21 protein-coding genes, 2 pseudogenes and 1 riboswitch are annotated in these 23,277 nt (G+C 64.0%); of the genes and pseudogenes, 10 read left to right on the top strand and 13 right to left on the bottom strand.

Annotated elements, in window-relative coordinates; genetic code table 11:
* Nucleotides 1-44 precede the first annotated feature (44 nt).
* Nucleotides 45-2,162 (bottom strand): annotated as a pseudogene (locus tag HHL26_RS14420) (copper-translocating P-type ATPase); the annotation flags it as partial.
* A 209-nt stretch (nt 2,163-2,371) separates the two neighbouring features.
* On the opposite strand from HHL26_RS14420, the gene HHL26_RS14415 reads away from it, so the two are divergent.
* Both HHL26_RS14415 and HHL26_RS14410 read left to right on the top strand, forming a co-directional pair.
* A complete protein-coding gene (locus tag HHL26_RS14415; RefSeq protein ID WP_197672796.1) occupies nt 2,372-3,364 on the top strand; it encodes a zinc-dependent alcohol dehydrogenase family protein in 993 nt (330 codons plus the stop codon).
* 3 nt (nt 3,365-3,367) lie between these two features.
* Nucleotides 3,368-4,612 (top strand): DUF4010 domain-containing protein, encoded by a 1,245-nt coding sequence (locus HHL26_RS14410; protein ID WP_066556047.1) that lies wholly within the window; start codon nt 3,368-3,370, stop codon nt 4,610-4,612.
* On the opposite strand, the gene HHL26_RS14405 is transcribed toward HHL26_RS14410, so the two are convergent.
* Nucleotides 4,609-5,952, bottom strand: a complete 1,344-nt coding sequence (locus tag HHL26_RS14405; RefSeq protein WP_066556045.1) for an alginate export family protein — start codon at nt 5,950-5,952, stop codon at nt 4,609-4,611. The two genes, HHL26_RS14410 and HHL26_RS14405, sit on opposite strands and share 4 nt — an antisense overlap.
* A gap of 46 nt (nt 5,953-5,998) precedes the next feature.
* On the opposite strand from HHL26_RS14405, the gene HHL26_RS14400 reads away from it, so the two are divergent.
* Together HHL26_RS14400 and chrA are read left to right on the top strand one after the other, a co-directional pair.
* Nucleotides 5,999-6,949 carry a chromate resistance protein ChrB domain-containing protein gene (locus tag HHL26_RS14400; protein WP_066556044.1) on the top strand — a complete coding sequence of 317 codons (951 nt, stop codon included), beginning with the start codon at nt 5,999-6,001 and terminating at the stop codon, nt 6,947-6,949.
* The gene (chrA, locus tag HHL26_RS14395; protein WP_066556041.1) at nt 6,946-8,337 is read left to right on the top strand and encodes a chromate efflux transporter; all 1,392 of its coding nucleotides are present in this window, start codon (nt 6,946-6,948) and stop codon (nt 8,335-8,337) included. The genes HHL26_RS14400 and chrA overlap by 4 nt, the downstream gene beginning before the upstream one ends.
* Before the next feature lie 40 nt (nt 8,338-8,377).
* Here the strand turns inward: chrA and HHL26_RS14390 are convergent, their stop codons facing one another.
* Together HHL26_RS14390 and HHL26_RS24265 are read right to left on the bottom strand one after the other, a co-directional pair.
* A complete protein-coding gene (locus tag HHL26_RS14390) occupies nt 8,378-9,031 on the bottom strand; it encodes a protein-L-isoaspartate(D-aspartate) O-methyltransferase (protein ID WP_169576147.1) in 654 nt (217 codons plus the stop codon).
* A gap of 52 nt (nt 9,032-9,083) precedes the next feature.
* A pseudogene (locus HHL26_RS24265) lies at nt 9,084-9,169 on the bottom strand (four-helix bundle copper-binding protein); the annotation flags it as partial.
* A gap of 109 nt (nt 9,170-9,278) precedes the next feature.
* Between HHL26_RS24265 and htpG the strand changes: the two are divergent.
* Nucleotides 9,279-11,162, top strand: coding sequence for a molecular chaperone HtpG (htpG, locus tag HHL26_RS14380; RefSeq protein WP_066556036.1), 1,884 nt, complete (start codon nt 9,279-9,281; stop codon nt 11,160-11,162).
* A 128-nt stretch (nt 11,163-11,290) separates the two neighbouring features.
* Complete coding sequence (locus tag HHL26_RS14375) at nt 11,291-12,517, top strand: FAD/NAD(P)-binding oxidoreductase (protein ID WP_066556034.1); 1,227 nt, start codon at nt 11,291-11,293, stop codon at nt 12,515-12,517.
* A 12-nt stretch (nt 12,518-12,529) separates the two neighbouring features.
* Here HHL26_RS14375 and HHL26_RS14370 read toward each other — a convergent pair whose 3' ends face one another.
* Nucleotides 12,530-13,033 carry a 2'-5' RNA ligase family protein gene (locus tag HHL26_RS14370; RefSeq protein WP_237230046.1) on the bottom strand — a complete coding sequence of 168 codons (504 nt, stop codon included), beginning with the start codon at nt 13,031-13,033 and terminating at the stop codon, nt 12,530-12,532.
* 103 nt (nt 13,034-13,136) lie between these two features.
* On the opposite strand from HHL26_RS14370, the gene HHL26_RS14365 reads away from it, so the two are divergent.
* The gene (locus tag HHL26_RS14365; RefSeq protein ID WP_066556033.1) at nt 13,137-13,556 is read left to right on the top strand and encodes a sugar transporter; all 420 of its coding nucleotides are present in this window, start codon (nt 13,137-13,139) and stop codon (nt 13,554-13,556) included.
* Here the strand turns inward: HHL26_RS14365 and metA are convergent.
* The 7 genes from metA to fabD form a co-directional block, all read right to left on the bottom strand.
* Nucleotides 13,553-14,479, bottom strand: coding sequence for a homoserine O-succinyltransferase (gene metA, locus HHL26_RS14360; RefSeq protein ID WP_066556031.1), 927 nt, complete (start codon nt 14,477-14,479; stop codon nt 13,553-13,555). The two genes, HHL26_RS14365 and metA, sit on opposite strands and share 4 nt — an antisense overlap.
* Before the next feature lie 43 nt (nt 14,480-14,522).
* Nucleotides 14,523-14,629: riboswitch (SAM-I-IV-variant riboswitch) on the bottom strand.
* Nucleotides 14,630-14,770: 141 nt separating this feature from the next.
* Nucleotides 14,771-15,742: an endolytic transglycosylase MltG gene (gene mltG / locus HHL26_RS14355; RefSeq protein WP_066556029.1), complete on the bottom strand. Its 972-nt coding sequence runs from the start codon at nt 15,740-15,742 to the stop codon at nt 14,771-14,773.
* A 10-nt stretch (nt 15,743-15,752) separates the two neighbouring features.
* Nucleotides 15,753-17,012, bottom strand: coding sequence for a beta-ketoacyl-ACP synthase II (gene fabF, locus HHL26_RS14350; RefSeq protein WP_066556027.1), 1,260 nt, complete (start codon nt 17,010-17,012; stop codon nt 15,753-15,755).
* 194 nt (nt 17,013-17,206) lie between these two features.
* Nucleotides 17,207-17,440 (bottom strand): acyl carrier protein, encoded by a 234-nt coding sequence (locus tag HHL26_RS14345; protein WP_007689016.1) that lies wholly within the window; start codon nt 17,438-17,440, stop codon nt 17,207-17,209.
* A 215-nt stretch (nt 17,441-17,655) separates the two neighbouring features.
* Complete coding sequence (gene fabG, locus HHL26_RS14340; RefSeq protein WP_066556025.1) at nt 17,656-18,396, bottom strand: 3-oxoacyl-[acyl-carrier-protein] reductase; 741 nt, start codon at nt 18,394-18,396, stop codon at nt 17,656-17,658.
* A gap of 1 nt (nt 18,397) precedes the next feature.
* Nucleotides 18,398-19,204 (bottom strand): crotonase/enoyl-CoA hydratase family protein, encoded by an 807-nt coding sequence (locus tag HHL26_RS14335; protein WP_066556023.1) that lies wholly within the window; start codon nt 19,202-19,204, stop codon nt 18,398-18,400.
* Complete coding sequence (gene fabD, locus HHL26_RS14330) at nt 19,201-20,136, bottom strand: ACP S-malonyltransferase (RefSeq protein WP_066561564.1); 936 nt, start codon at nt 20,134-20,136, stop codon at nt 19,201-19,203. Before fabD ends, HHL26_RS14335 begins: the two co-directional genes overlap by 4 nt.
* Nucleotides 20,137-20,548: 412 nt before the next feature.
* On the opposite strand from fabD, the gene HHL26_RS14325 reads away from it, so the two are divergent.
* Nucleotides 20,549-20,920, top strand: a complete 372-nt coding sequence (locus tag HHL26_RS14325) for an RcnB family protein (protein ID WP_066556021.1) — start codon at nt 20,549-20,551, stop codon at nt 20,918-20,920.
* Nucleotides 20,921-20,968: 48 nt separating this feature from the next.
* On the opposite strand, the gene HHL26_RS14320 is transcribed toward HHL26_RS14325, so the two are convergent.
* Nucleotides 20,969-22,372, bottom strand: coding sequence for a GntP family permease (locus HHL26_RS14320; RefSeq protein WP_066556018.1), 1,404 nt, complete (start codon nt 22,370-22,372; stop codon nt 20,969-20,971).
* Nucleotides 22,373-22,590: 218 nt separating this feature from the next.
* Here HHL26_RS14320 and rpsF point away from each other — a divergent pair, with 218 nt between their 5' ends.
* Nucleotides 22,591-23,031, top strand: coding sequence for a 30S ribosomal protein S6 (gene rpsF / locus HHL26_RS14315; RefSeq protein WP_066556017.1), 441 nt, complete (start codon nt 22,591-22,593; stop codon nt 23,029-23,031).
* Between the two features lie 13 nt (nt 23,032-23,044).
* Nucleotides 23,045-23,269, top strand: coding sequence for a 30S ribosomal protein S18 (gene rpsR, locus HHL26_RS14310; RefSeq protein ID WP_004212076.1), 225 nt, complete (start codon nt 23,045-23,047; stop codon nt 23,267-23,269).
* Nucleotides 23,270-23,277: the final 8 nt, after the last annotated feature.

The raw sequence follows: 23,277 nt of genomic DNA, 5'->3' as shown, positions 1-23,277 counted from the left end.
CGCCTTACGCCCGGCATGCCAAGAGAAACTTCGCCCAAGCCCTTCTAAATCCTTGCCCTATTCAAACGCAGCGCATTGCCGACCACGCTGACCGAGGACAAGGCCATCGCGGCGGCCGCGATGACCGGCGAGAGCAGGATTCCGAAAAAGGGATAGAGCAAACCGGCCGCAATCGGCACACCGGCTGCATTGTAGACGAAGGCGAAGAACAGATTCTGCCGGATGTTGGACATGGTCGCTTCGCTCAGCGCCCGCGCCCGCGCTATGCCGGTGAGGTCGCCCTGGAGCAGCGTCACTCCGGCGCTTTCGATCGCGACATCGGTGCCCGAACCCATGGCTATGCCGACATCGGCGGCGGCCAGCGCCGGGGCGTCGTTGACCCCGTCGCCCGCCATCGCCACCACATGGCCTTCGCTCTTGAGGCGGGCGACAACGGCGCTCTTCTGATCGGGCAGAACCTCCGCCTCCACCTGATCGATCCCCAGGCGCCGCGCAACCGCCTGCGCCGTCGTGCGATTGTCGCCGGTGAGCATGACGACCGTGATGCCCTTCCTGCGCAGCGCGGCGAGCGCCTCGGGCGTGGTCTGCTTGATCGCATCGGCAATGGCGAAGACGCCTGCGACCATGCCGTCGATGCCGATGAAAATGGCGGTGGCGCCATCGCGGCGCAGGGCATCGGCTTGCTCGCCCAGCGGATCGGCCGAAATGCCATATTCTTCGAGGAAACGGGCATTGCCAAGCAGGATGCGCTTGCCTTCCACCGTTCCGATCGCGCCCTTGCCGGTGGGGGAATCGAATTCGCTGACCTGCGGCAGCGCCAGACCCCTCGCCTCTGCCGCCGCCACGATGGCGAGCGCCAGGGGATGCTCGGAAACGCGCTCGACCCCGGCAGCGAGCCGAAGCAGAGCATTTTCCTCAAAGCCCGGAGCCGTAACGATGCCGGTGAGCGACGGCTTGCCCTCCGTGAGCGTGCCGGTCTTGTCGACGACCAGCATGTCGACCTTTTCCATCCGCTCCAGCGCCTCGGCATTCTTGATCAGCACGCCGAGGCCTGCGCCACGGCCGACGCCGACCATAATCGACATGGGCGTGGCAAGACCAAGCGCGCAGGGGCATGCGATGATGAGCACGGCCACCGCCACGATCAAGCCGTGGGCGAAGCGCGGCTCTGGCCCCCAGAGCGCCCAGATAGCGAAGGCAGCGATCGCAACCAGCAGCACGGCGGGGACGAACCAGCCCGCGACCTGATCGGCCAGGCGCTGGATCGGCGCACGGGAGCGCTGAGCATCGGCCACCATCCGGACGATGCGGGCGAGCATAGTGTCATGGCCGACTTTCTCCGCCCTGACGAGGAGCTGACCGCTCCGGTTGAGCGTGCCGCCGATCACATGGTCCCCGGCCGCCTTAGTGACGGGCATGGATTCGCCGGTCACCATCGACTCATCAATGGCGGAGCGACCGTCCTCGACCACCGCGTCGACCGGCACCTTCTCGCCCGGGCGAACGCGCAGCTTGTCGCCAACCGCTACCAGATCAAGCGGAATTTCCTCGTCATTGCCGTCGTCGCGCAGGCGCCGTGCGGTCTTGGGCGCCAGGTTGAGCAACGCCTTGATCGCGCCCGAAGTCCGTTCCCGCGCCCCAAGTTCAAGCACCTGGCCCAGCAGCACCAACACGGTGATGACGGCGGCCGCCTCGAAATAGACCGCGACGCTTCCATGTTCCCGGAAAGCCGCCGGAAAAATGCCCGGCGCCAGCGCCGCCGCCATGCTGTAGGTCCATGCCACCCCGGTTCCCATGGCGATCAGCGTGAACATGTTGAGGTTGCGGGTCTGGAGCGACCGCCAGCCCCTTTCGAAAAAGGGCCAGCCGCCCCACAGCACGACCGGGGTCGCGAGCAGGAGTTGAATCCAGATCGAGACATGATCGGAAACGAGGTGATGGAGCGCCGGAAAAAGATGCCCGCCCATTTCGAGCACAAACACCGGAATGGCAAGCAGGAGGCTGATTCGGAAGCGGCGCGTCATGTCGACCAGCTCCGCGCTGTGACCGGCATGGGCGGTGGCGACTTCGGGCTCCAGCGCCATGCCGCAAAGCGGGCAGGCGCCGGGATGGTCCTGCCGGATTTCCGGGTGCATGGGACAGGTCCAGATCGCAGGCGCCGCAGCCGCTTGGGATAAGGCTTCCTTGCGATCCCATTCGATACCGGACATCAGATGCTGCTCCCTTGCCCTTGCAGGATGGTACGGATGGACCGGCGAAAATGTCGACATGCTCCGCCCACCCGTCCATCAGGATAAATACGGAGTCCTCCGGCCCTGATATGATCTATGGATGATGAAGACGGCGCAACAGGAGGCTTTCGATGCAACAGATGGTCGCCATGCAGATCAGCGCCCCCGGCCAGCCGCTGGAGAAGATCGAGCGCGCCGTGCCCGCGCCGGGCGCGGGGGAATTGCTTGTCCAAGTCGCCGCTTGCGGGGTTTGCCGGACCGATCTGCATGTGCTGGACGGCGAAATCCCCGCGCATTATCCGATCATACCGGGGCATGAGATCGTCGGCCGGGTCGCTGCGATCGGGCAAGGCGTGGAAGGCTTTGCCATCGGGCAACGGGTCGGCGTTCCCTGGCTGGGACATACATGCGGCCAATGCGCCTATTGCCGGGCGGATCGCGAAAATCTCTGCGACGCGCCACTGTTTACCGGCGCGACGCGCGATGGCGGCTATGCGACCCACGCGATTGCCGATGCGCGCTATTGTTTCATCCTGCCTGAGCGGTTTTCCGATGTCGAAGCCGCGCCGCTGCTCTGTGCCGGTCTCATCGGTTGGCGCGCTCTGCGGCTGGCGGGCGAAGCGCCTGTGATCGGACTCTACGGCTTCGGGGCGGCGGCCCATATTCTGGCGCAGGTCGCACGGGCTCAAGGCCGCACCGTGTACGCCTTCACCAAGGATGGCGACGATGAGGGGCAGGCTTTTGCGCGGTCGCTGGGCTGCGCCTGGGCGGGCGGTTCATCGCAGACCCCGCCGGAGCCGCTGGACGCGGCGTTGATCTTCGCCCCCGTTGGCGATCTCGTCCCGCTGGCATTACGCGCCGCGCGCAAGGGCGGCAGGGTCGTGTGCGCGGGCATCCATATGAGCGATATCCCCTCCTTCCCCTACGCCGATTTGTGGGAAGAGAGAATATTGCTCTCCGTCGCCAATCTGACCCGCGAGGACGGCACCTCTTTCTTCGAACTGGCAAGCAACATCGCACTCCACACCGTGACGGAAACATTCCGGCTGGAGGATGCGGGTGAAGCGCTCCACCGCCTGCGAACAGGCAAGGTGAAGGGCGCGGCGGTGATCGTGCCGCCACAGGTCGCATAACGCATGCCCGACATCGGCCAGCCCTATCTGTCCATGATCGCCTCCATCGCGATCGGACTGCTCGTGGGGATTGAGCGCGGCTGGACCCAGCGGGATCTGGGCAAAGGCCACAGGGTCGCCGGTTTTCGAACCTTCGGCCTGATCGGCCTGCTGGGAGGGATGGGAGGATTGGCGCCAGATATGGTCGCGGCCACCCTCGGCGCGGGAGTCGCGGTCATTCTGGCCGTCGGCTATTCCCGCAGCGCCGATCCGGACCATCTGTCCGCGACGACCACGCTCGCGGGCCTTTTAACCTTCGGGGCGAGTTTCTGCGCCACGCGACTCTCGCCCGCGCTTGGCCTGGCCATGGGCGCGGCGACCTTTGCGATATTGAGCTCCCGGCAATCGATGCACGCCATGCTGAGGGGCATGGACGAGAGCGAGATAGAGAGCGTCTCCCGCTTCCTGCTGGTCGCCCTCATCATCCTGCCATTGCTGCCGGATGCAGCCTACGGTCCCTATGACGCCTGGAATCCGCGAAAGATCTGGATGGTGGTCGTGTTCGTGATGGGCCTGTCCTTTGCGGGCTATGCCATTTCGCGACGCTTCGGGCGTGAGCGAGGGATTTTGCTGGTGGCGCTGACCGGCGCCATCGTTTCCTCCACCGCGGTGACAGCCGATTATGCGCGGCGGCTGCGCGATGAACCGGCGGCGCGAACCTTATTGTCGGCTGGCATCGCGGTGGCCTCTATCGTCATGTTCGTGCGGGTCCAGTTGGTGGCGCTCGTCCTCATTCCCCGCGCCGTCCCTACACTGGCGCTAACGATGGCGCCCGCGACACTCGTTGGCGTTATCTTCGCCCTGATCGCCTGGCGGCGGCATGGCGAAGGAAGCGACGGCATGGGGATCGCCAATCCGCTCGGCTTCGGACCGGCGCTTATGCTGGCCGCCATCGTGGCGGGACTGTCGCTCGCCGCGCGATGGGCGCTGGAGCATTTCGGGCAGCAGGGCATGGCGGTCGTCCTGACGCTGACCGGCATATCGGACGTCGACGCGGCGGTCATGACCATGGCGGGCCTGCCGCCCGGCCTGCTCGACAATCGCACCGCCGGGTTGATTTTAGGAAGCGCGGTCCTCGCCAACACGCTCGCCAAGGCGGTCATGACTGTGGTCATCGGCTGGGGCCACGGCGGCATCAGGGCCGCCATGCCGCTGTTCGCCGCTCTGGTGGCGGCTGCCATCAGCCTTGCGGGCTGGACTGCAATCTAAAAGCTCGCGGTCAAATTGAACGAAGTATAGCGCGTCCATTTTCCTGCAGGCGCATTGGGCGCGTCCCGCAGAAACCGGCTCTTGGCGAGCAGCAGCCCGTCGAACTCGAAGCGCAGACGCGAAGGAACCACCCAATAGCGCAGCCGCGCCTCCATCTGATGGCCGGCAAAACGGCCCGACCGCCCGGCGGCGTCCCTCACGCCGGTCGTCGAGAAGGCGTCCGTCCGTGATGCCAGCCACAGGGCGCGATAGGCCGCAAACCAATCCCACCTTTTATCCGGTGTCGCCTCCAGTCTGATGCCCGGCGTCATGATATTCGTCCGCGCCACGGCATTATACAGGCCGGCGGGAGCCAAATCCGCCCGGCGCATGCCGAACAGCGTGTCGAACCGGCCATAGCGCCCTCCCCTTTTGTCTCCGCTCGCCCGGTCGAATTCGACCGAGAGACGCGGTTTCCAGGAGCCTGCGAAACTATATCCCGCATCGGCGTGCAGAAAGCTCGCGCCGACGGATTGCCGTGCCGCCGACGGCGCGAGCGATGCGCTGATCTGGCCGGTTTGATAAAAAGCCTCGACCTCATAGTCGAACCGGCCGGTTTCCGGTTCGCGGATGATCCGCCCGCCAAAGGTATCGAGCGAACGGTCCCGCGTCGGCCGTCCCGGTTCGTCGCGTTCCCCCAGATGGAAATAGGACAGTTCCGCCATGGCCGGACCGATCGCCCTGGCCTTGCTGACGATGCCGCCCCACAGCACCAGATCGAAGCCTTCATGATCGATCCTCACCCGCTTGTTACGGACGCCATCGGAGTCGTCCGGACGCCGCTGCTGCGGCAGGGTGTAGATGAAAACCGCCTTCACCCCCTGCGGCGCGGTCAGATCGGCGCGCAAGCCTGTATAGCCGTTGGTCGTGTTGCGATAATCGTCGGCCGCGACGAGGCGGCGTGAACCAAGGTTGAGCATAAACCGCCCCGCCATCAGGCTGAGCTTGCTGCCTTTGCCCAGCGGCTCGGCTATGTCGCCAGCGACATAGGCCTGGACCAGTTCCATCGCATTGACCTCATTGGTCGAGATCGGCGTGCCGGGATCAGCGCCATAGGCCCGGCTGTCGAACAGTTCCGCTCCCACCCTGAACGCGCCCGACCGATATTCAGCCAGAATCTGGGTGCGGACGTTGAACAGGCTGTCGTCGCGATCGAACCCGGCGCGTGGCTGCCCCTCAATCTCTTCAAAGCGCAACCGCACGCTGCCGCTGAGGGCAAGACCGTCATTCTGTGCCGATGCAGGCGCGGCTCCAGAGAGCGCCGTCGCGCCGATCATTGCAAAGGGGAAAGCCCGCTTCATTGATATTCCTATTTCTTCGAATCCTTATTCTTGATACATATGCATCATGTCGAACGCCACCCCCTGGCTTGCCTTGCTTCACCAGCTTCCTGCGAAGCCACCTTATTTGCGGGTCAAGATCTGGCGGCGCCTGCAGGCCATCGGCGCGGTGCCGCTGAAGAACGCCGTCCACGTCCTGCCCCATTCGGCAGAGGGAGCAGCGGCCTTCCGTGACCTCATGGCGGAGATCACCACCAATGGCGGCGAGGCGATATTGATCGAGGCGCATCTGCTGGCGGGCCAGTCGGACGGCGACGTCCGCGCCCTGTTCGATACCGCCCGCAATGCCGATTATGACGAGATCGCGCTGGCCGCCCGCCGCCTGCTGGAAACCGGCCCCGCCAGCGGACCGGACATCGCCCGGTTGCAAAAGCGGCTTGAGGACATCGGCCGGCTCGATTTCTTCGGCGCGCATGGACGGCAGGAGGCGGAGGCCGCGCTCGCGGAACTGGACCGCCAGCGTTACCAGCATCCAGACGTCAGCCGCACCGATCCTGTGGACGGGATCGGCGCGAATGATCTGACGAACCGGATCTGGGTGACGCGCAGCGGCGTCCATGTCGATCGCATCGCCTGCGCCTGGCTGATCCGCCGCTTCATCGATCCCGACGCCCGCTTCACATTCGTCGACAGCCGCTATCATGATCCGGCGGAGGGCGAACTGCGCTTCGACATGGCCGATGCCGAATTCACCCATGAAGGCGATCGGTGCAGTTTCGAAACATTGCTGCTGCGGGCGAGGCTGCAAGACGACCCCGCACTGGTCGCGATCGGGGAGATCATCCATGATCTCGACATTGGCGACGGCAAGTTCGCGCGGCCCGAAACGCCGGGCCTGAGCGCCATATTGTCGGGCGTCTGCGCCTCCACCGACGACGACAACCAGCGCATCGCCATGGCGAGCGACGCCCTGAACCAGTTTCACGCCTTTTTCAGCAACAGAAAGACGGACCGATGACGGCCAGCCTATCTTCCACCACTCCTGCGGCCTCCCCGTCCAACGGCGATCACGGCATTTCACTGGGCGAAGCGACGCGCGTCTGGGCGCGGATCGCGGCGCTCAGTTTCGGGGGCCCGGCGGGGCAGATCGCCGTGATGCACCGGCTGCTGGTCGAGGAAAAGCGCTGGATCGGTGAGGAACGTTTCCTCCACGCGCTCAACTATTGCATGCTGCTGCCGGGACCGGAGGCGCAGCAACTCGCCATCTATATCGGCTGGCTGCTGCACAAGACCAAGGGCGGGCTGATCGCGGGCATATTGTTCGTGCTGCCCGGCTTCCTCGCCATATTGGGCCTTAGCTATATCTATGTCCTGCTGGGCCATGTGCAGATCATCGAAGGACTGTTCTTCGGCCTGAAGGCGGCGGTGCTGGCGATCGTGATGCAGGCGGTGGTCCGGGTCGGATCGCGGGCGCTGAAGAACAACGTCATGCGCGGGATCGCCGCCGCAGCCTTCGTGGCGATCTTCTTCCTTGGCGCGCCCTTCCCGTTGATTATCCTGGCGGCGGGCCTGGGCGGCTTCATCGGCGGGCGTAGCGGCATCGCGGCGTTCCAGGGCGGCGGCGGTCATGGCCCGGCGAGCGGCGATGTCGTCCATGACCGCGACACCGCATTGGGCGAGCAATTGCCCGACCATGCCCGCCCTCATCCGGGCTGGTCGTTGCGCATCTCGGCAGTGTTTCTGATCCTCTGGCTGGGGCCGGTGCTGGCGCTGTTCCTGACCCTGGGACCGGATAATGTGTTCACCCATATCGCCAGCTTCTTCAGCCAGATGGCGGTCGTCACCTTCGGCGGCGCCTATGCGGTGCTGGCCTATGTCGCGCAGGAGGCGGTCGGCACATTCGGTTGGCTCAAGCCAGGCGAAATGCTCGACGGCCTGGGTATGGCGGAAACGACGCCGGGGCCGCTGATCATGGTGACGCAGTTCGTGGGATTCCTGGCCGCCTTCCGTGATTCCGGGGTGCTGCATCCGCTGATCGCCGCGACCCTGGGCGCGATCCTTACCACCTGGGTCACGTTCGTCCCCTGCTTCCTCTGGATTTTCGCGGGCGCGCCCTTCATCGAGCGGCTGCGCGGCAATCCGGCGCTTTCGGCGGCGCTGACAGCGATCACCGCAGCCGTCGTCGGCGTGATCCTCAATCTCGCCATCTGGTTCGCCATCCACACCCTGTTCGGGCAGGTCCAGCGGATCGCGGGGGTAGACCTGCCAGTGCTGTCCAGCGTCAATATTCCTGCCCTGCTGCTGTCGATCGGCGCGATGATCGCGGTGTTCCGGTTCAAGGTCGGCGTGCTGCCAGTGCTGGGGGCATGCGCAGCCCTTGGCGCGGCCTATGTCTTCATCGCCTGACCCCATCGACGCCGATGCGGGCAAGATCAGGCTCTAGGCGCTATTCCTCCTCCCGCCAGCCCTGTTCACCGATCAGCGGCACGAACATGACCGCGCCCAGATCATGCTCGACATAACGGTCCTCGCCTTCCCGCGTCACCTTGCACAGCCTCTGCCCGCCGGAAGCGCCGACCGGGATGATCAGATGTCCCCCGATCTTCAACTGCTGGCGCAGCGCCTGCGGCACGACGGGCGCGGCGGCGGCGACCAGGATGGCGTCGAAGGGCGCCTCCTCGGGCAATCCTCGCGTGCCGTCGCCTATGCGAATCTCGACATTGGCATAGCCAAGCGCCGCCATCCGCCTTTCCGCCAGCCTGCCCAGCGCCTCATGCCGCTCGATCGCGAAGACCCGGCCCGCAAGCTGGCCCAGCAGCGCAGCCGCATAGCCCGATCCCGCACCGACCTCCAGCACGCGGGATTGCGGCCCGATCTCCGCCGCCTCCAGCATGGCGGCGACGATATAGGGTTGGGAAATGCTCTGCTCCTCTTCGATCGGCAGGGCGGAATCCTCATAGGCATAGTCTTCCAGCCCTTCACGCACGAAGCGTTCGCGCGGAACGGCCCGCATGGCCGCGAGAAGGCGGGGATCGCGAATGCCGCGCCGGGCGATCTGGCGATCGACCATCCTGTCACGCAACTGCTGATAATCGGTCATGGCACTGCCTTTCCGACCGGTTGGCCCCTCATGCACAGCCAGCGCCGCGTTTCGGCAGCCATTCGCGCATTCGCGGCACATTTCGGCGCAAAGCTTACAATGTTTATGAAGGGGTGGCGACCGTTCCTCCGCCCGCATACCGCAGACGAAGACGGGGATCAGGGCTTGAAAGCCGCCCCGGCTCCCGCCATCTGACGGTTCGGATTCCACTGGCCGGATTCCATTAGGGAGAGATTTCGATACCGCCATGACCATCACGACCGGCACCGCACCCGAAACCCGTTCCTTCGAGGCCGATGTCGCCCGGCTGCTGCACATGATGGTGCACTCGGTCTATTCGGACAAGGACGTCTTCCTGCGCGAGTTGATCTCGAACGCGGCCGACGCCTGCGAAAAGCTGCGCTACGAACTGCTGAGTGATCCCGCGATCGCAGGCGACGACGGCCAACCCCGCATCACCGTCACGCTCGACCCCGAAGCGCGCCAGCTCATCGTCGAGGATAATGGCATCGGCATGAGCGAGGTCGAACTGGCCGAAGCGCTGGGCACCATTGCACGGTCCGGCACCCGCGCCTTCATGGAGCGCGTCACGGCAGCCAAGGAAGGTGAAGGCGCGCAACTCATTGGCCAATTCGGCGTCGGCTTTTATTCCGCCTTCATGGTCGCGGACAGTGTCGACGTCTTCTCTCGCCGCGCCGGTGCCGACACCGCCGCGCATTGGGCGTCGGACGGCATGGGCAGCTACACCATCCAGCTTGTCGAGCTGGCGCAGGCTCCTGCTCGTGGCACCCGCATTGTCCTCCATCTGAAGGAAGACGCCGCCAATTATACCGAGCATTTCACCACCCAGCGCATCATCACCGCGCAATCCGGCCATGTCCCCGTCCCCATCTTCCTCAAGGAAAAGCCGAACGCCGAGGAAAAGCAGATCGCGGACGGCGCGGCGCTCTGGACCCGTCCGAAATCGGACATCACGGCGGAGGAATATACCGACTTCTACCGCAGCGCCGCCGGTCAGTTCGATGAACCCGCCCTGACGCTCCACTACCGCGCCGAGGGGCTGCACGAATATTCGGTCCTCGCCTTCCTGCCCTCCATGCGCCCCTTCGACCTGTTCGACCCGGATCGCGCAGGCCGGATGAAGCTCTATGTCCGCCGCGTCTTCATCACCGATGAGGCGCAGATATTGCCGCGCTATCTGCGCTTCGTGCGCGGGCTGGTCGACAGCAACGACCTGCCGCTCAACGTCTCCCGCGAGATGATCCAGGAAAGCCCGGTGCTCGCCGCCATCCAGAAGGGCGTGGCCAACCGCATCCTGTCCGAACTGGACAAGCTGGCGGACAAGGACGCGGAAGCCTATCGCAGCTTCTGGGAGAATTTCGGCGCGGTCCTGAAGGAAGGCCTGTTCGAGGACTTCGCACGGCGCGAGACGCTGCTTGGCCTCGCCCGCTTCAAATCCACCGCTGGCGGAGAGGATTGGCGCTCGCTCAAGGATTATGTCGGGGCGATCAAGGACAATCAGACCGCGATCTACTACGCCACCGGCACCGATCTCGACCGCCTCGCCTCCTCGCCCCAGCTTGAGGGTTTCCGCGCGCGCGGGATCGAGGTGCTGCTGCTCACCGATCAGGTCGACAGCTTCTGGGTCACCGCCGGGGTCGATTATCAGGGCAAGCCGTTCAAGTCGGTGACACAGGGTCTGGCCGACCTCAGCCTGATCCCGCTGGCCGACGGCGAAGCGCCCGCGACGCAGGCATCGGCAGAGGTCGACGGCTTCATCGCCTATGTGAAGACGGTACTGGGCGAGGAAGTCTCCGACGTCCGGGCATCGGAACGTCTGACGGAAAGCGCTGTCTGCCTGGTCGCGCCCGACAATACGATGGACCGCCAGCTCGAAAAGCTGCTGGCGGGCGCCGGACGACTCGACAATGCGGCCAAGCCCGTGCTGGAGATCAATCCGCGCCATGCGTTGATCGCAAAGCTCGGTACGCTGGCCGAAGACAGCGACCTGCGCGAGGACGCGGCGAAACTGCTGCTGGATGAGGCCCGGATCGCGGACGGCGAGCTTCCGACCGACCCGCGCGCCTTTTCCGCACGCCTCGCTCGCATGATCGGCGGGGCAATCGGATAAGCCTCCGGCGGCCGGGTCGCGCCCGGCCGCCGCCCCAATGATAACAGTATCGGACGACAATCCGCTTGCCAGCCTCGCGAAAGCGCGCCAAGCACGCGGCAACAGGAAAATGAGGGGATAGCGCGTCGATGAGCTATTATGACGTTCTGATCGTGGGTGCGGGACATGCCGGGGCACAGGCGGGCATTTCGCTGCGCCAGCTTGGTTTCGAGGGCTCGATCGCGATGGTGGGCGATGAAAAGGATCCACCTTATGAGCGTCCGCCGCTGTCCAAGGAATATTTCGCGGGCGACAAGAGCTTCGATCGCATCCTGATCCGCCCCGCGAGCTTCTGGGAAGAGCGCAAGATCGACATGCTGCTCGGCCTGCGGGTGAAGGCCGTCGATCCCGTGGGCAAGTTCGTGACCGCGGGCGACCGGGAAATCAGCTATGGCAAGCTGATCTGGTGCACTGGCGGTTCCCCACGCATGCTGAGCTGCGCCGGTGCCGACGCGCCTAACGTCCATGCCGTGCGCCGCCGCGACGATGTCGACGCCATGATGGCGAAGCTCGACCAGATCAGCCATGTGACCGTGATCGGCGGCGGCTATATCGGCCTGGAGGCGGCGGCGGTCCTGTCGAAATTCGGCAAGAAGGTCGTGCTGCTCGAAGCGCTCGACCGCGTGCTGGCACGCGTGGCGGGCGAGGAACTGTCACGCTTCTACGAGGCCGAGCATCGCGCCCATGGCGTTGATCTCCGCACCGGCGCGCGGATGGACTGCATCGAAGTCACCGATGGCCAGGCGACTGCCGTGCTGATGGAAGATGGCGAGCGGATCGAGACCGACATGGTGATCGTCGGCATCGGCATCATCCCCGAAACCGGCCCGTTGATCGCGGCGGGCGCGGCGGGCGGCAATGGCGTGGACGTGGACGAATATTGCCGCACCAGCCTGCCCGACATCTATGCGGTGGGCGATTGCGCCGCCCATGCCAACAGCTTCGCCCGGGGCGCGCAGATCCGGCTTGAGTCGGTGCAGAACGCCAATGACCAGGCGAAAACGGCGGTCAACCACATCATGGGCAAGGAAGAAGCCTATCATGCGGTTCCCTGGTTCTGGTCGAACCAATATGATCTGAAGCTCCAGACCGTGGGGCTTTCGACCGGGCATGATCAGGCGATCCTGCGCGGCGATCCGGCGACCCGCAGCTTCTCCGTCCTCTATCTCAAGGGGGGCAAGCTGATCGCGCTCGACTGCGTCAATGCGGTCAAGGATTATGTGCAGGGCCGCGCCCATGTCATTTCCGGCGCGGTGCTGGATCAGGCGCAGTTGGCGGACGCCTCGGTTCCGCTCAAGGAAGTCGGCCTCGCCTGATCGAGATGAAGGTCAGCCCCGAAAGCTGGCCTTCACCGCCAATTCCCAAGGCCCGCCGCGATAATGCCAAGCCGCAAGGCCAGCGATCGCGAGCGGCCTCGGGCGGAAATCGCGTCGTAACGCCGTCGCCAGTTTCTTTGCCTCCGCCGGTTCGACCTTGTTCTGCACCGTGATGTGGAGACGCGGCCGCCCCTGATCCTGCGGCACCAGCAATCCGGCAAAAGCTTCCCCCAGTTCATGGCGCATCGCCATCAGGTCCGGGCTTTCCACCCGATAGGCGACACCCCGCCCCAGCAGCATCACCTCGGTCAGCCTCGCACCGGGCGGCGGACCTGCGCAGAGCCGCTTCAAACGCCGCGCCACTTCCCCCAGAGCGGAGGGGGGTAGATGATGGAACAGCGTGATATGCGCCGGCACCAGATTGCGTTCGGCCGGAAAATGCGCGCGGCGCAAGCCTTCCGCCCAGCCGAAATCCGCCGCGCCCATCAAAGCCGTCACGACGATCGGCGCCGCCAAAGCCTCATTTGCCAAAACCCGGCATATCCTTTCGCAAAATCCCGCCAGCCCTATGATCCCCCCACGGCCTCGGTAGGCAGGCCGCCGACAGAGGGGGAAAGTCATGACCGCACCGCGATCCTTTCGGGCCATCGGGATCATATTGCTGCTCTGGAACCTGATGGGGGTCGCCGCCTTCATCATACAATATACCGCCGACCTCGGCCAATTGGCGAAGACCGATCCTTATACGGCAAATATCTTCGCCGCCATGCCGGTCTGGGCCTGGGCTACCTATGCGGTCGCTGTCGGCGCAGGCACGCTGGGCGCGACCCTGCTGCTGCTCCGCAAGGCCGCCGCTGCGCCCTTGTTCCTGCTCTCGATCGTCGCGGTGATCGTGCAGTTCGGCTACAGCTTCATCCATACCGACCTACTGGCGGTGAAGGACATTACGGCGGCGATCTTCCCTGTTGTGATCCTGATCATCGCTATCTTCCAATGGCGCTATGCCCGCAGCCTGATTGCAAAGAGCATCCTCCGCTAAGCCGCGGTCAGCGCCGGCTGCTGTCCGACCACCCCCAGATCGAAGGGCGCGGTCTGGTAGATTTCGTTGATCCAGTTGCCGAACAGCAGATGCGCATGGCTGCGCCAGTGATTTAGCGGAGCCTGCGCCGGGTCATCGCCAGGAAAATAATGGGCCGGCAACTGCCTTGCCCCGTCACGCGCATATTCGTCGGCCAGCGTCAGCCTGTCATATTCCAGATGGTTGAACATATGCAGGAAGCCGCGCCCCGGATCACCGATCAAACAAAGGCCCGATTCCGCGCTATCGGCCAGAATCTGCAAGCCGCGCCCGTCGGGGATATCCTCCTGCCGCACTTCCGACCAGCGGGACACCGGCACGCAGAAATCGTCGGAAAAGCCACGCATCCAGGGCGACGACGGCAGATGATTGTGATGCCGGAACACGCCGAAGGCCTTGCGCTCCAGCGCATGCTTTTCCACGCCGTGGAAATGATGCAGCGCTGCCTGCGCCGCCCAGCAGATGCTCAAGGAACGATGCACATGGGTCTGCGTCCAGTCGAAAATGGCACGCAATTCATCCCAATAGCTGACCTCTTCGAACGGCAGCGTTTCCACCGGCGCGCCGGTGATGATGAAGCCGTCGAACCGTTCATCCCGTACATCGCTCCATGGGCGATAGAAGGACGCCATATGATCGGCGGAGGTGTTGCGCGAAACATGGTCGCTGATCCGCACCAGCGTCAGTTCCACCTGCAGCGGCGTCGCCCCCAGCAGCCGGGCGAGCTGGGTTTCCGTGCTGATCTTGTTGGGCATGAGGTTGAGCAAGGCGATCCGAAGAGGCCGGATGTCCTGCCGCACCGCATCGGCCTCGCGCATGACAACGACGCCTTCGGCCTCCAGCGTGCGGCGGGCGGGAAGATCGTCGGCTATCTTGATCGGCACGTCACGTCATTCCTTGCTTCGGAGCGACGCTTAACGATGTGGCTTGGGTCCGCTTGGTTGCCGGATCGGCCACATCCTCCTTTACGGAGTGCCACCTTGCCCGGATCGGCAGGTTGGCGTTGGGCGTCGCCCCAACTCTTGATGCTGATGGCTGGATAGGCGGGTAAGTGGCGTTTGGCAATCGCTGCTTTACGGAAGAAAAGGAAAACTTCGCCTGCTAATGACCAGAAGCGGACGTTTGACGGAAATGACGTCCACCTTCCACCCAAACAACCTATAGACCTGTGCAGGCTAAAGCTCTCCCCGAGCCCGCCGGATTTCAAACCATTTCCGCACATTCTCATTATGTTCTTGCAGCGTATCGGCAAAGATATGCCCGCCCTTGCCATCCGCGACGAAGTAGAGCGCCTTCGTCTCCGCGGGATGCAAGACCGCCAATATCGACAACCGCCCGGGATTGGCGATCGGCCCCTTGGGCAGCCCGGTCATCGCATAGGTATTATAATCGTTGACAGCCGCGATCTCCGACTTCTTGATCCTGCGTCCCAGCGGCTTGCCCTTGGTGATCGGGTAGATGATCGTCGGGTCCGCCTGCAGCATCATGCCGACCTTCAGCCTGTTGCCATAGACCCCCGCCACCATCGGCCGCTCGGACGGCACGCCGGTTTCTTTCTCGACGATGCTGGCCAATATGATGGCCTGCTTGGGCGTCTTGGCGACGCTATTGGGCGCCCGCTCCGCCCACAGCTTCGTGAGCGCCTTGTCCATGGCGCCCTGCATGCGCCCCAGCACCGCCGCCCGGCTCTCGCCCTTGTCGAAGGCATAGCTGTCGGGCAGCACGCTTCCCTCCGCCGGCACCGGGATATCGCCGGTCAACTCCTCATTCGCCTTCAACCGCTCATAGACCAGGATCGAGGGCATCCCCTCCGGTATGGCCACGAGCCGGGTCAGCGTCTTGCCGCCCTGGAGAATGCCGAAGATATCGCTGTTGCTGGCGCCCTTGGGGATCAGGAACTCGCCCGCCTTGATCGACTTGCCGCGCCCGAAAACCTTGGCGCGGGTCAGGAAAGCGTCGGCGGAGCGCACCGCGCCCTTCTGCTTGAGCAGTACCGCCGCATCCGCAATCGTCGCGCCTTCGGGCACCACGATCTCTATATCCCTCGTCGCCGGTCCCGCCTCTGTCCATCCATAGACGAAGCGGAATGCAACGAAAGCCGCGACGGCCAGGCCGATCAGCAATATGCCAGAGCCAAGCCGCCGCATGCGTCGTGTCTCAGACCGCCTTCATGATCAGCGAAGCGTTGGTGCCACCGAAGCCGAACGAGTTGTTCAGCACCGCGCGCACCTTGCGCTCCTTGGCGACGTGCGGAACCAGGTCCACGCCCTTGCAGCTTTCGCTCGGCTCATCGAGGTTCAGCGTCGGCGGCACGATCTGGTCGCGCATCGCCAGGATGCAGAAGATGCTCTCCACCGCGCCCGCGCCGCCCAGCAAGTGGCCGATGGCCGACTTGGTCGAACTCATCGACATGGTCGACAGATGTTCACCGAACAGCCGCTTCACCGCGCCCAGTTCCAGCTCGTCGCCCAGCGGGGTCGAGGTGCCATGCGCGTTCACATAGTCGATATCCGCCAGCGAAAGCCCCGACTTCTTGAGCGCCATCTGCATCGAGCGATAGCCGCCATTGCCCTCCGGATGGGGAGCAGTGACGTGATAGGCGTCGCCCGACAGACCGTAGCCGATGACTTCGGCATAGATCTTGGCACCACGCGCCTTGGCCCGCTCATATTCTTCCAGCACAACCACACCCGCGCCTTCGCCCATGACGAAGCCGTCACGGTTGACGTCATAGGGCCTCGAAGCCTTTTCCGGCGCGTCGTTGAAAGCCGTCGACAGCGCCCGAGCCTGCGCGAAACCGGCAATGCCGATCGGACAGATCGCGCTTTCCGCACCGCCGGCCAGCATCACGTCGGCATCGTCCATCGCAATCATCCGCGCGGCGTCCCCGATGGAATGTGCGCCCGTCGAGCAAGCCGTCACGACCGCATGGTTCGGCCCCATCAGCCCATATTTGATCGAGACCTGACCCGAGATCAGGTTGATCAGCCGCCCATGGACGAAGTGCGGCGACACGCGGCCCGGCCCCTTGTTCGCCAGCACCAGCGATTCGCTCTCGATGCCCGGCAAGCCGCCAATGCCCGAACCGATCGAGCAACCGGCGCGCAGACGCTCCTCCTCGCTCATATTGTCGAGGCCCGCGTCGCGCAGCGCCTGGCTGGCGGCGGAAATGCCGTAGACGATGAACGGGTCGACCTGCCGCTGGATCTTGTGATCGACATCCAGCCCGGCATCATAGCCATATTCATGATCCGCCGGCTTCACTTCGCAGGCGATGCGGCACTTATATTCACTGGCGTCAAAGCGCGCGATCGTCGCCGCGCCGGATTTGGACGCGATGATGTTCTTCCAGGTCGTTTCCACATCCCCGCCGAGCGGGCTGACCATGCCAAGGCCGGTTACGACAACACGACGCATATGCTTGCTCCGAAAAATTCTCTTTGGCTCAACGCCGTCCATCTAGCCATTCGAAGTGCCCCTGTGAACAGCCAAAACATGAACGGGAACCAGATACGAAAAGGCTCCCCAAGACCCGGTTTTTGCCGGACAGGAGGAGCCAATTCCTTCAAACGCGGCGGCCAAACCCCAAAAAGGCAGGCCGCCCGACGCTCTTACTGCTTGCTGTCGATATAATCGATGGCGTCCTTGACGGTGGCGATCTTCTCCGCCGCATCGTCAGGGATTTCGACGCCGAATTCTTCCTCGAACGCCATCACCAGCTCAACGATGTCCAGGCTGTCAGCGCCCAGATCGTCAATGAAGCTCGCATCCTCGGTCACCTTTTCGGCTTCGACGCCCAGATGCTCGACGACGATTTTCTTTACGCGATCCGCGGTCTCACTCATGAGTGGTCCTTCTTACTGGGTATCGTTGATGGTTCTGAATATTTGTTAAGGCATGCCCTAGAGGCAAGCCCCATAAGAGGCAAGAGGCAAGAGGCAATCGGGAAGCACGCCCCCGCCTGCATTCGACTCATTCGCCCCGATGGCACAAGGCGGCCGCTTTGCAAATGCCCAAAATTTTTCGGGCGCAAGGGAATAACCCGTCGCGCCCGACCGGTTCAGATCATCGCCATGCCGCCATTTACGTGCAGCGTCTGGCCGGTCACATAGCCCGCTTCCTTGCTCGCAAGATACACGACCGCCGCGCCGATATCCTCGCCCGCGCCCAGATCACCCGCCGGAATCCTGGTCAGGATCGCGCCCTTCTGCGCGTCATTCAACGCGTCGGTCATGGCCGAACGAATGAAGCCCGGCGCAACGCAGTTCACCGTGATTCCGCGGCTCGCCAGTTCCTGGCCCAGCGATTTCGACATGCCGATAATGCCCGCCTTGGACGCGGCATAATTGGCCTGGCCGGGATTGCCGGTGACGCCCACGACCGAAGTGATGGAGATGATCCGCCCGAAGCGCGCCTTCATCATCGGCTTCGCAGCAGCGCGGGCCAGCCGGAACGCCGCCTCCAGATTGACGGAGATCACGTTCGACCATTCCTCATCCTTCATGCGCAGGATCAGGTTATCGCGGGTGATGCCGGCATTGTTGACCAGAATGTCGAGCTTGCCGCCCAGCGCTTCGACCGCCTGCGGCACCAGCGCGTCCACCGCCGCCGGATCGCTGAGGTTGCAGACCAGAATCTTGTGATTCCCGCCCAGTTCCGCCGCAAAGGCCTTGAGCTTCTCCTCATTGCTCCCCGAAAGGGCGAGCGTGGCACCCTGCGCGGCGAGGGCTTTTGCGATGGCGGAACCGATGCCCCCCGAAGCGCCCGTCACCAGCGCGGTCATGCCTGTCAGATCGAACATGTCAGTCTCCCTTGAAATTCGGCGTCCGGCGCTCGAAAAAGGCGTCGATCGCCTCATCATGATCCGCCGTCGCATGGGCCAGCGCCTGCATCGCGCCCGCCATTTCCATGATCTGGTTCAATTCCGCCGTCTGCGCCGCGCGCAACAGCCGCTTGGTCATCCGCGTCGCATGCGGCGGATTGGCGGCGATCTTGTCCGCCAACTTGCGCGCTGCGGTCAGAAGGTCGGCGTCCGGCACCACCTGCCCCACCAGCCCGATCCGCAGCGCCTCCGCCGCATCGATCGTCTCGCCGGTCAGCGCCAGTTCGGTCGCCTTGGAAAAACCCACGATCCGCGGCAGCAACCAAGCCCCGCCGTCGCCGGAAACAATCCCCAGCTTCACAAAAGATTCAGCAAATTTAGCCGATTGTGCCGCAATCCTGACATCGCACATCAGCGTCAGATCGCAGCCCGCGCCGATGGCAGGCCCGTTGACCGCCGCGATCACCGGCAGTTCGATCCCCTGAAACAGCAGCGGCAGACGCTGGATTCCCGCCCGATAGTTGCGCCGCGTCTGCGCAGGCAAACCTGCCCGCAAACCACCCGCATCGGGCCGCATCGCGTTCAAATCCCCGCCGGAAGAAAAGGCGCTTCCAGACCCGGTCAGGATAGCCACATGCACCGACAGGTCGCGCTCAGCCTCCTCGAACACGGCGCACAGAGCATCGACCATCGCCGGATCGGAGATCGGATTGCGCCGGTCCGGCATGTTGAGCGTGACCGTCAACACGGCCCCGTCACGGCTGGTCAGAACAGGAGCGCCGCTCACATCGCCCCCAGGGCGGCCTCGATATCATCCATCGTCACGATGCTGCGCACGGTCGCGTCGGGCGCGATCCGCTTGACCATCGGCCCCAGCACCTTGCCGCCCAGCTCGACGAACTCGGTCACGCCCGCGTCCCACATGGCCGCGACGGATTCGCGCCAGCGCACCCGGCCCGTCACCTGCTCCACCAGCCGCAGCTTGATTTCTTCGGGATCGGCGATCGCGCTTGCCAGCACATTGGCATAGACCGGCAGCAGCGGCGTGTTGATCGCCGCCTTGCCCAAAGCCTCCTCCATCGCCTCGGCGGCGGGCTGCATCAGCGGACAGTGGAAGGGAGCCGACACCGGCAGCAGCACGCCCCGCTTGATGCCATGATCCTTGACCAGCGCCACCGCCCGCTCGATCGCGCCGCGATGGCCGGAAATCACCACCTGGGTCGGGTCATTGTCGTTGGCGACGGTGCAGACCTCGCCCTGGGCAGCCGCCTCGGCCAGCCTCAAAGCCTTCTCGATATCCGCGCCCAGCAGAGCCGCCATCGCGCCTTCGCCCACCGGCACGGCAGCCTGCATCGCCCGTCCGCGCAGCTTGAGCAGCTTCGCCGTTGTGCCGATGTCGAAAGCCTCCGCCGCACAGAGGGCGCTATATTCGCCCAGCGAATGCCCGGCGACGAAATCGCCCTTCTCGGCCAGCGAAAAGCCGCCTTCCTTCTGCATCACTCGCAGCGTCGCCAGCGCATTGGCCATGATCGCGGGCTGCGCATTTTCCGTCAGCGTCAGGTCGCTTTCCGGCCCCTCCACCATGATGCGGAACAAATGCTGTTTCAGGGCGTCATCGACCTCCTGAAACAGCTCCTTCGCCGCCGGGCTCGCTTCGGCCAGCGCCTTGCCCATGCCGACCGACTGGCTGCCCTGCCCCGGAAAAAGAAATGCCCTCATCATCCACCTTCTGACATGCGCGCCCAGCAAAAGCGCAATTTTTCAAAGCCGTTACACCTTTGAGACACAAATGCCGTTGAGCCCCCGGCCCATTTCGGCAGTCCTCATCGGAGGACCGCCTTTAACGATGACGGAGTATAAGGAAAAGGTGCGATATCGCATTGCATGGATCGCTGGAACGGCACTGGCGCTCTCGGCCCGCGCCGATCGATGAAGCCGGTCTCGCCAACCTCCGTTCAGCACAAGCACATATGCGCGTAAACCTGCTCCCCATCGACGCGCTGCGTCACGAATAGGGATTACACTTCGCGACAGCTTTGCCGCGATCCGGCACAGTCCTGCGACAAATGCGTCCTATCTCTGTTTGCGACGCCGGGAACGGCGGCAAGACATAGAAAGAAGGAGCATGATGATGTTCAAGAAGTTGCTGATGGCTCTCACCGCCACCACCATGATGGCGAGCCCGATGGTCGCTGCGGAAGCTCAGGCCGCGCCGCACCGCGAAGTCCATCAGACCGTGAAGCAAGGCTCCCATGGCCGCACCGTCACCCGGACGACCGTCATTCGCAAGGACGACCGCCGCGACAATCACCGCCGCTGGGCCAAGGGCCAGCGTTTCGACCGCCGCTATGCGAACAACTATCGCGTGATCGACAATTATCGCGGCTACCGCCTGAAGGCTCCGCCGCGCGGCTATCACTGGGTCAGTTCAGGCAATGACGCAGTGCTGGTCGCCCTTGCCAGCGGCATCATCGCCTCGGTCATCACCGGCGCCATCCGTTAAAACCGGATCAAAGCAGCTGACGCCCCGGAGGCAATTCCGGGGCGTCTTCTATGCCAGTCCCGTCAGATAATAGACTGCGATCACCAGGAAAACGGTGAACGTCTTGATCAACGTCAGCGCAAAAATATCCTTATAGGCCTGCCTATGGGTCAGCCCCGTCACCGCCAACAACGTGATGATCGCGCCATTATGCGGCAGGCTGTCCATCCCGCCGCTCGCCATGGACGCCACCCGATGCAGCACCTCGCGCGGGATGCCCGCAGCATCGCCCGCCGCTGCGAACTGCTCGGCCATCGCCGCCAGCGCGATCGACAGCCCGCCCGAAGCCGATCCCGTAATCCCGGCGAGCGAGGTCACGGTAATCGCCTCATTGACCAGCGGATTGGGCACGGCCTTCAGCGCCTCCTTCACCACCAGAAAGCCCGGCAGCGCCGCGATCACCGCTCCGAACCCATATTCCACTGCCGTATTCATCCCCGCGAGCAACGCCCCGCCCACGGCCGCCCTCGACCCATCGGCAAAGCGCCGCGCCACCCGCGCAAAGGCGAAGAGCAGGATCGTCCCGATCCCCAGCAACAACGCGCCCTCCACGGCCCAGAGCGCCGCCACCTGCGCCACCTTCACCACCACCGGCTCGGCAAGGCCGATCAGCGACACGCTGACCTCCTCCCCCGACACCATGCGCGGGATCATGATGGTCAAAGCCAGATTTCCCAGCCCCACCACCAACAGCGGCAGCAATGCGATCAAAGGATGCGCAACCTTCTCGCCCCCATCCACCGCTTCCGGCTCGTTCACCAGGGTTTCCGGCGCGCCATAGCCCTCTCCCGCTGCCTTCATCGCCCGCCGCCGCCAGCCGAGATAGGCCAGCCCCATCCCCATGATGCAGGCCGATCCGATCAGCCCCAGCGACGGCGCTGCCCAGGCCGTCGTGCCGAAGAAGCTGGTCGGAATGATATTCTGGATCTGCGGCGTCCCCGGCATCGCATCCATGGTGAAGGTGATCGCGCCGAGGCCAATGGTCGCGGGCACCAATCGCTTGGGAATATCCCCCTGCTGGAACATCTCTGCGGCGAAGGGATAAACCGCAAATACCGCCACAAAGACGGAAACCCCGCCATAGGTCAGCAGCGCCGTCACCAGCATGATCGCCGGGATCGCCCTTTGCGCGCCCACCAGCCCGATCACCGCCGAGACAATCGAGCGCGAAAAGCCCGAAATCTCGATCAGCTTCCCGAACAGCGCCCCAAGCAAAAACACCGGGAAATAGAGCTTCAGAAAACTCCCCACCTTCTCCATGAAAAGCCCCGAAAACACCGCAGGCACGGCGGAAGGATCGGTCAGAAACACCGCCAGCATCGCCAGCAGCGGCGCCATCACGATGACGCTCATCCCCCGATAGGCCGCAATCATCAGCAATATCAGCGACAAGGCCGCGATCCCGACCGCCATCCCACTCTCCCCTTTGCGTCTCTTGCATCAACCTCTATGCAACCCGCGGCAGGACGCCAAGTCTCCCTTGCCTTTCATCCGCATTTCCGTCATAGGCGCCGCTTCGCACGGCCACGGGGTGACTCGCGGCTGCGCGGATCAATGCTTGAGACGACAGCCGGAGGGGCGTTCCACATGGGGTGGGCGTCAGCGATCGGCCAACAGATGAGGCAATACCCATGGCTCTTTATGAGCATGTGTTCCTTGCGCGCCAGGATCTGGCACAAGCGCAGGTGGACGCTCTGGCGGAAACCGCCACCAAGATCGTCGAGGAAAATGCTGGCAAGGTGACCAAGGTGGAAACCTGGGGTCTGCGCAGCCTCGCGTACAAGATCGCCAAGAACCGCAAGGCGCACTATGTCATGCTCAACATCGATGCCCCTGCCGGCGTCGTGGCCGAGCTGGAGCGCCAGACCCAGATCAACGAAGACATCATCCGCTACATGACCATCAAGGTCGATGAGCTGGAAGGTGGCCCGTCGGTCATGATGCGCAAGCAGGAACGCTCCGAGCGTGGTGATCGCGGCCCCCGCGGTGACCGTGGCGATCGTGGCCCCCGCGAAGATCGTGGCGACCGTGGCCCGCGCCGTGAGCGCGAAGAAGCCGCCGCCGGCGAATAAGGAGATCTGACCAATGGCACGCCCGTTTTTCCGCCGCCGCAAGAGCTGCCCCTTCGCCGCCAAGGATGCGCCGAAGATCGATTATAAGGACGTCCGTCTGCTGCAGGGCTTCGTGTCCGAGCGCGGCAAGATCGTCCCCAGCCGCATCACCGCGGTGTCCGCCAAGAAGCAGCGCGAGCTGGCCCAGGCCATCAAGCGCGCCCGTCATCTGGGCCTGCTGCCCTACATCGTGAAGTGAGGGAGTAA

The sequence above is a fragment of the Sphingobium sp. TB-6 genome, assembly GCF_012927365.1.
Taxonomy (GTDB): domain Bacteria; phylum Pseudomonadota; class Alphaproteobacteria; order Sphingomonadales; family Sphingomonadaceae; genus Sphingobium.
Note: the sequence above shows the minus strand (reverse complement) of the source record. Positions and strands in the feature narration are given on the sequence as shown.

Bases quoted from the DNA above. Each gene is read 5' to 3' on its own strand.
- HHL26_RS14375 (WP_066556034.1), top strand. From the start codon at position 11,291: ATGAGCTATTATGACGTTCTGATCGTGGGTGCGGGACATGCCGGGGCA.
- HHL26_RS14405 (WP_066556045.1), bottom strand. From the start codon at position 5,952: ATGAAGCGGGCTTTCCCCTTTGCAATGATCGGCGCGACGGCGCTCTCT.
- fabD (WP_066561564.1), bottom strand. From the start codon at position 20,136: ATGAGGGCATTTCTTTTTCCGGGGCAGGGCAGCCAGTCGGTCGGCATG.
- fabG (WP_066556025.1), bottom strand. From the start codon at position 18,396: ATGTTCGATCTGACAGGCATGACCGCGCTGGTGACGGGCGCTTCGGGG.
- HHL26_RS14410 (WP_066556047.1), top strand. From the start codon at position 3,368: ATGCCCGACATCGGCCAGCCCTATCTGTCCATGATCGCCTCCATCGCG.
- mltG (WP_066556029.1), bottom strand. From the start codon at position 15,742: ATGCGGCGGCTTGGCTCTGGCATATTGCTGATCGGCCTGGCCGTCGCG.
- HHL26_RS14325 (WP_066556021.1), top strand. From the start codon at position 20,549: ATGTTCAAGAAGTTGCTGATGGCTCTCACCGCCACCACCATGATGGCG.
- rpsR (WP_004212076.1), top strand. From the start codon at position 23,045: ATGGCACGCCCGTTTTTCCGCCGCCGCAAGAGCTGCCCCTTCGCCGCC.
- HHL26_RS14345 (WP_007689016.1), bottom strand. From the start codon at position 17,440: ATGAGTGAGACCGCGGATCGCGTAAAGAAAATCGTCGTCGAGCATCTG.
- HHL26_RS14400 (WP_066556044.1), top strand. From the start codon at position 5,999: ATGTCGAACGCCACCCCCTGGCTTGCCTTGCTTCACCAGCTTCCTGCG.
- chrA (WP_066556041.1), top strand. From the start codon at position 6,946: ATGACGGCCAGCCTATCTTCCACCACTCCTGCGGCCTCCCCGTCCAAC.
- HHL26_RS14390 (WP_169576147.1), bottom strand. From the start codon at position 9,031: ATGACCGATTATCAGCAGTTGCGTGACAGGATGGTCGATCGCCAGATC.
- HHL26_RS14365 (WP_066556033.1), top strand. From the start codon at position 13,137: ATGACCGCACCGCGATCCTTTCGGGCCATCGGGATCATATTGCTGCTC.
- rpsF (WP_066556017.1), top strand. From the start codon at position 22,591: ATGGCTCTTTATGAGCATGTGTTCCTTGCGCGCCAGGATCTGGCACAA.
- fabF (WP_066556027.1), bottom strand. From the start codon at position 17,012: ATGCGTCGTGTTGTCGTAACCGGCCTTGGCATGGTCAGCCCGCTCGGC.
- HHL26_RS14415 (WP_197672796.1), top strand. From the start codon at position 2,372: ATGGTCGCCATGCAGATCAGCGCCCCCGGCCAGCCGCTGGAGAAGATC.
- htpG (WP_066556036.1), top strand. From the start codon at position 9,279: ATGACCATCACGACCGGCACCGCACCCGAAACCCGTTCCTTCGAGGCC.
- HHL26_RS14320 (WP_066556018.1), bottom strand. From the start codon at position 22,372: ATGGCGGTCGGGATCGCGGCCTTGTCGCTGATATTGCTGATGATTGCG.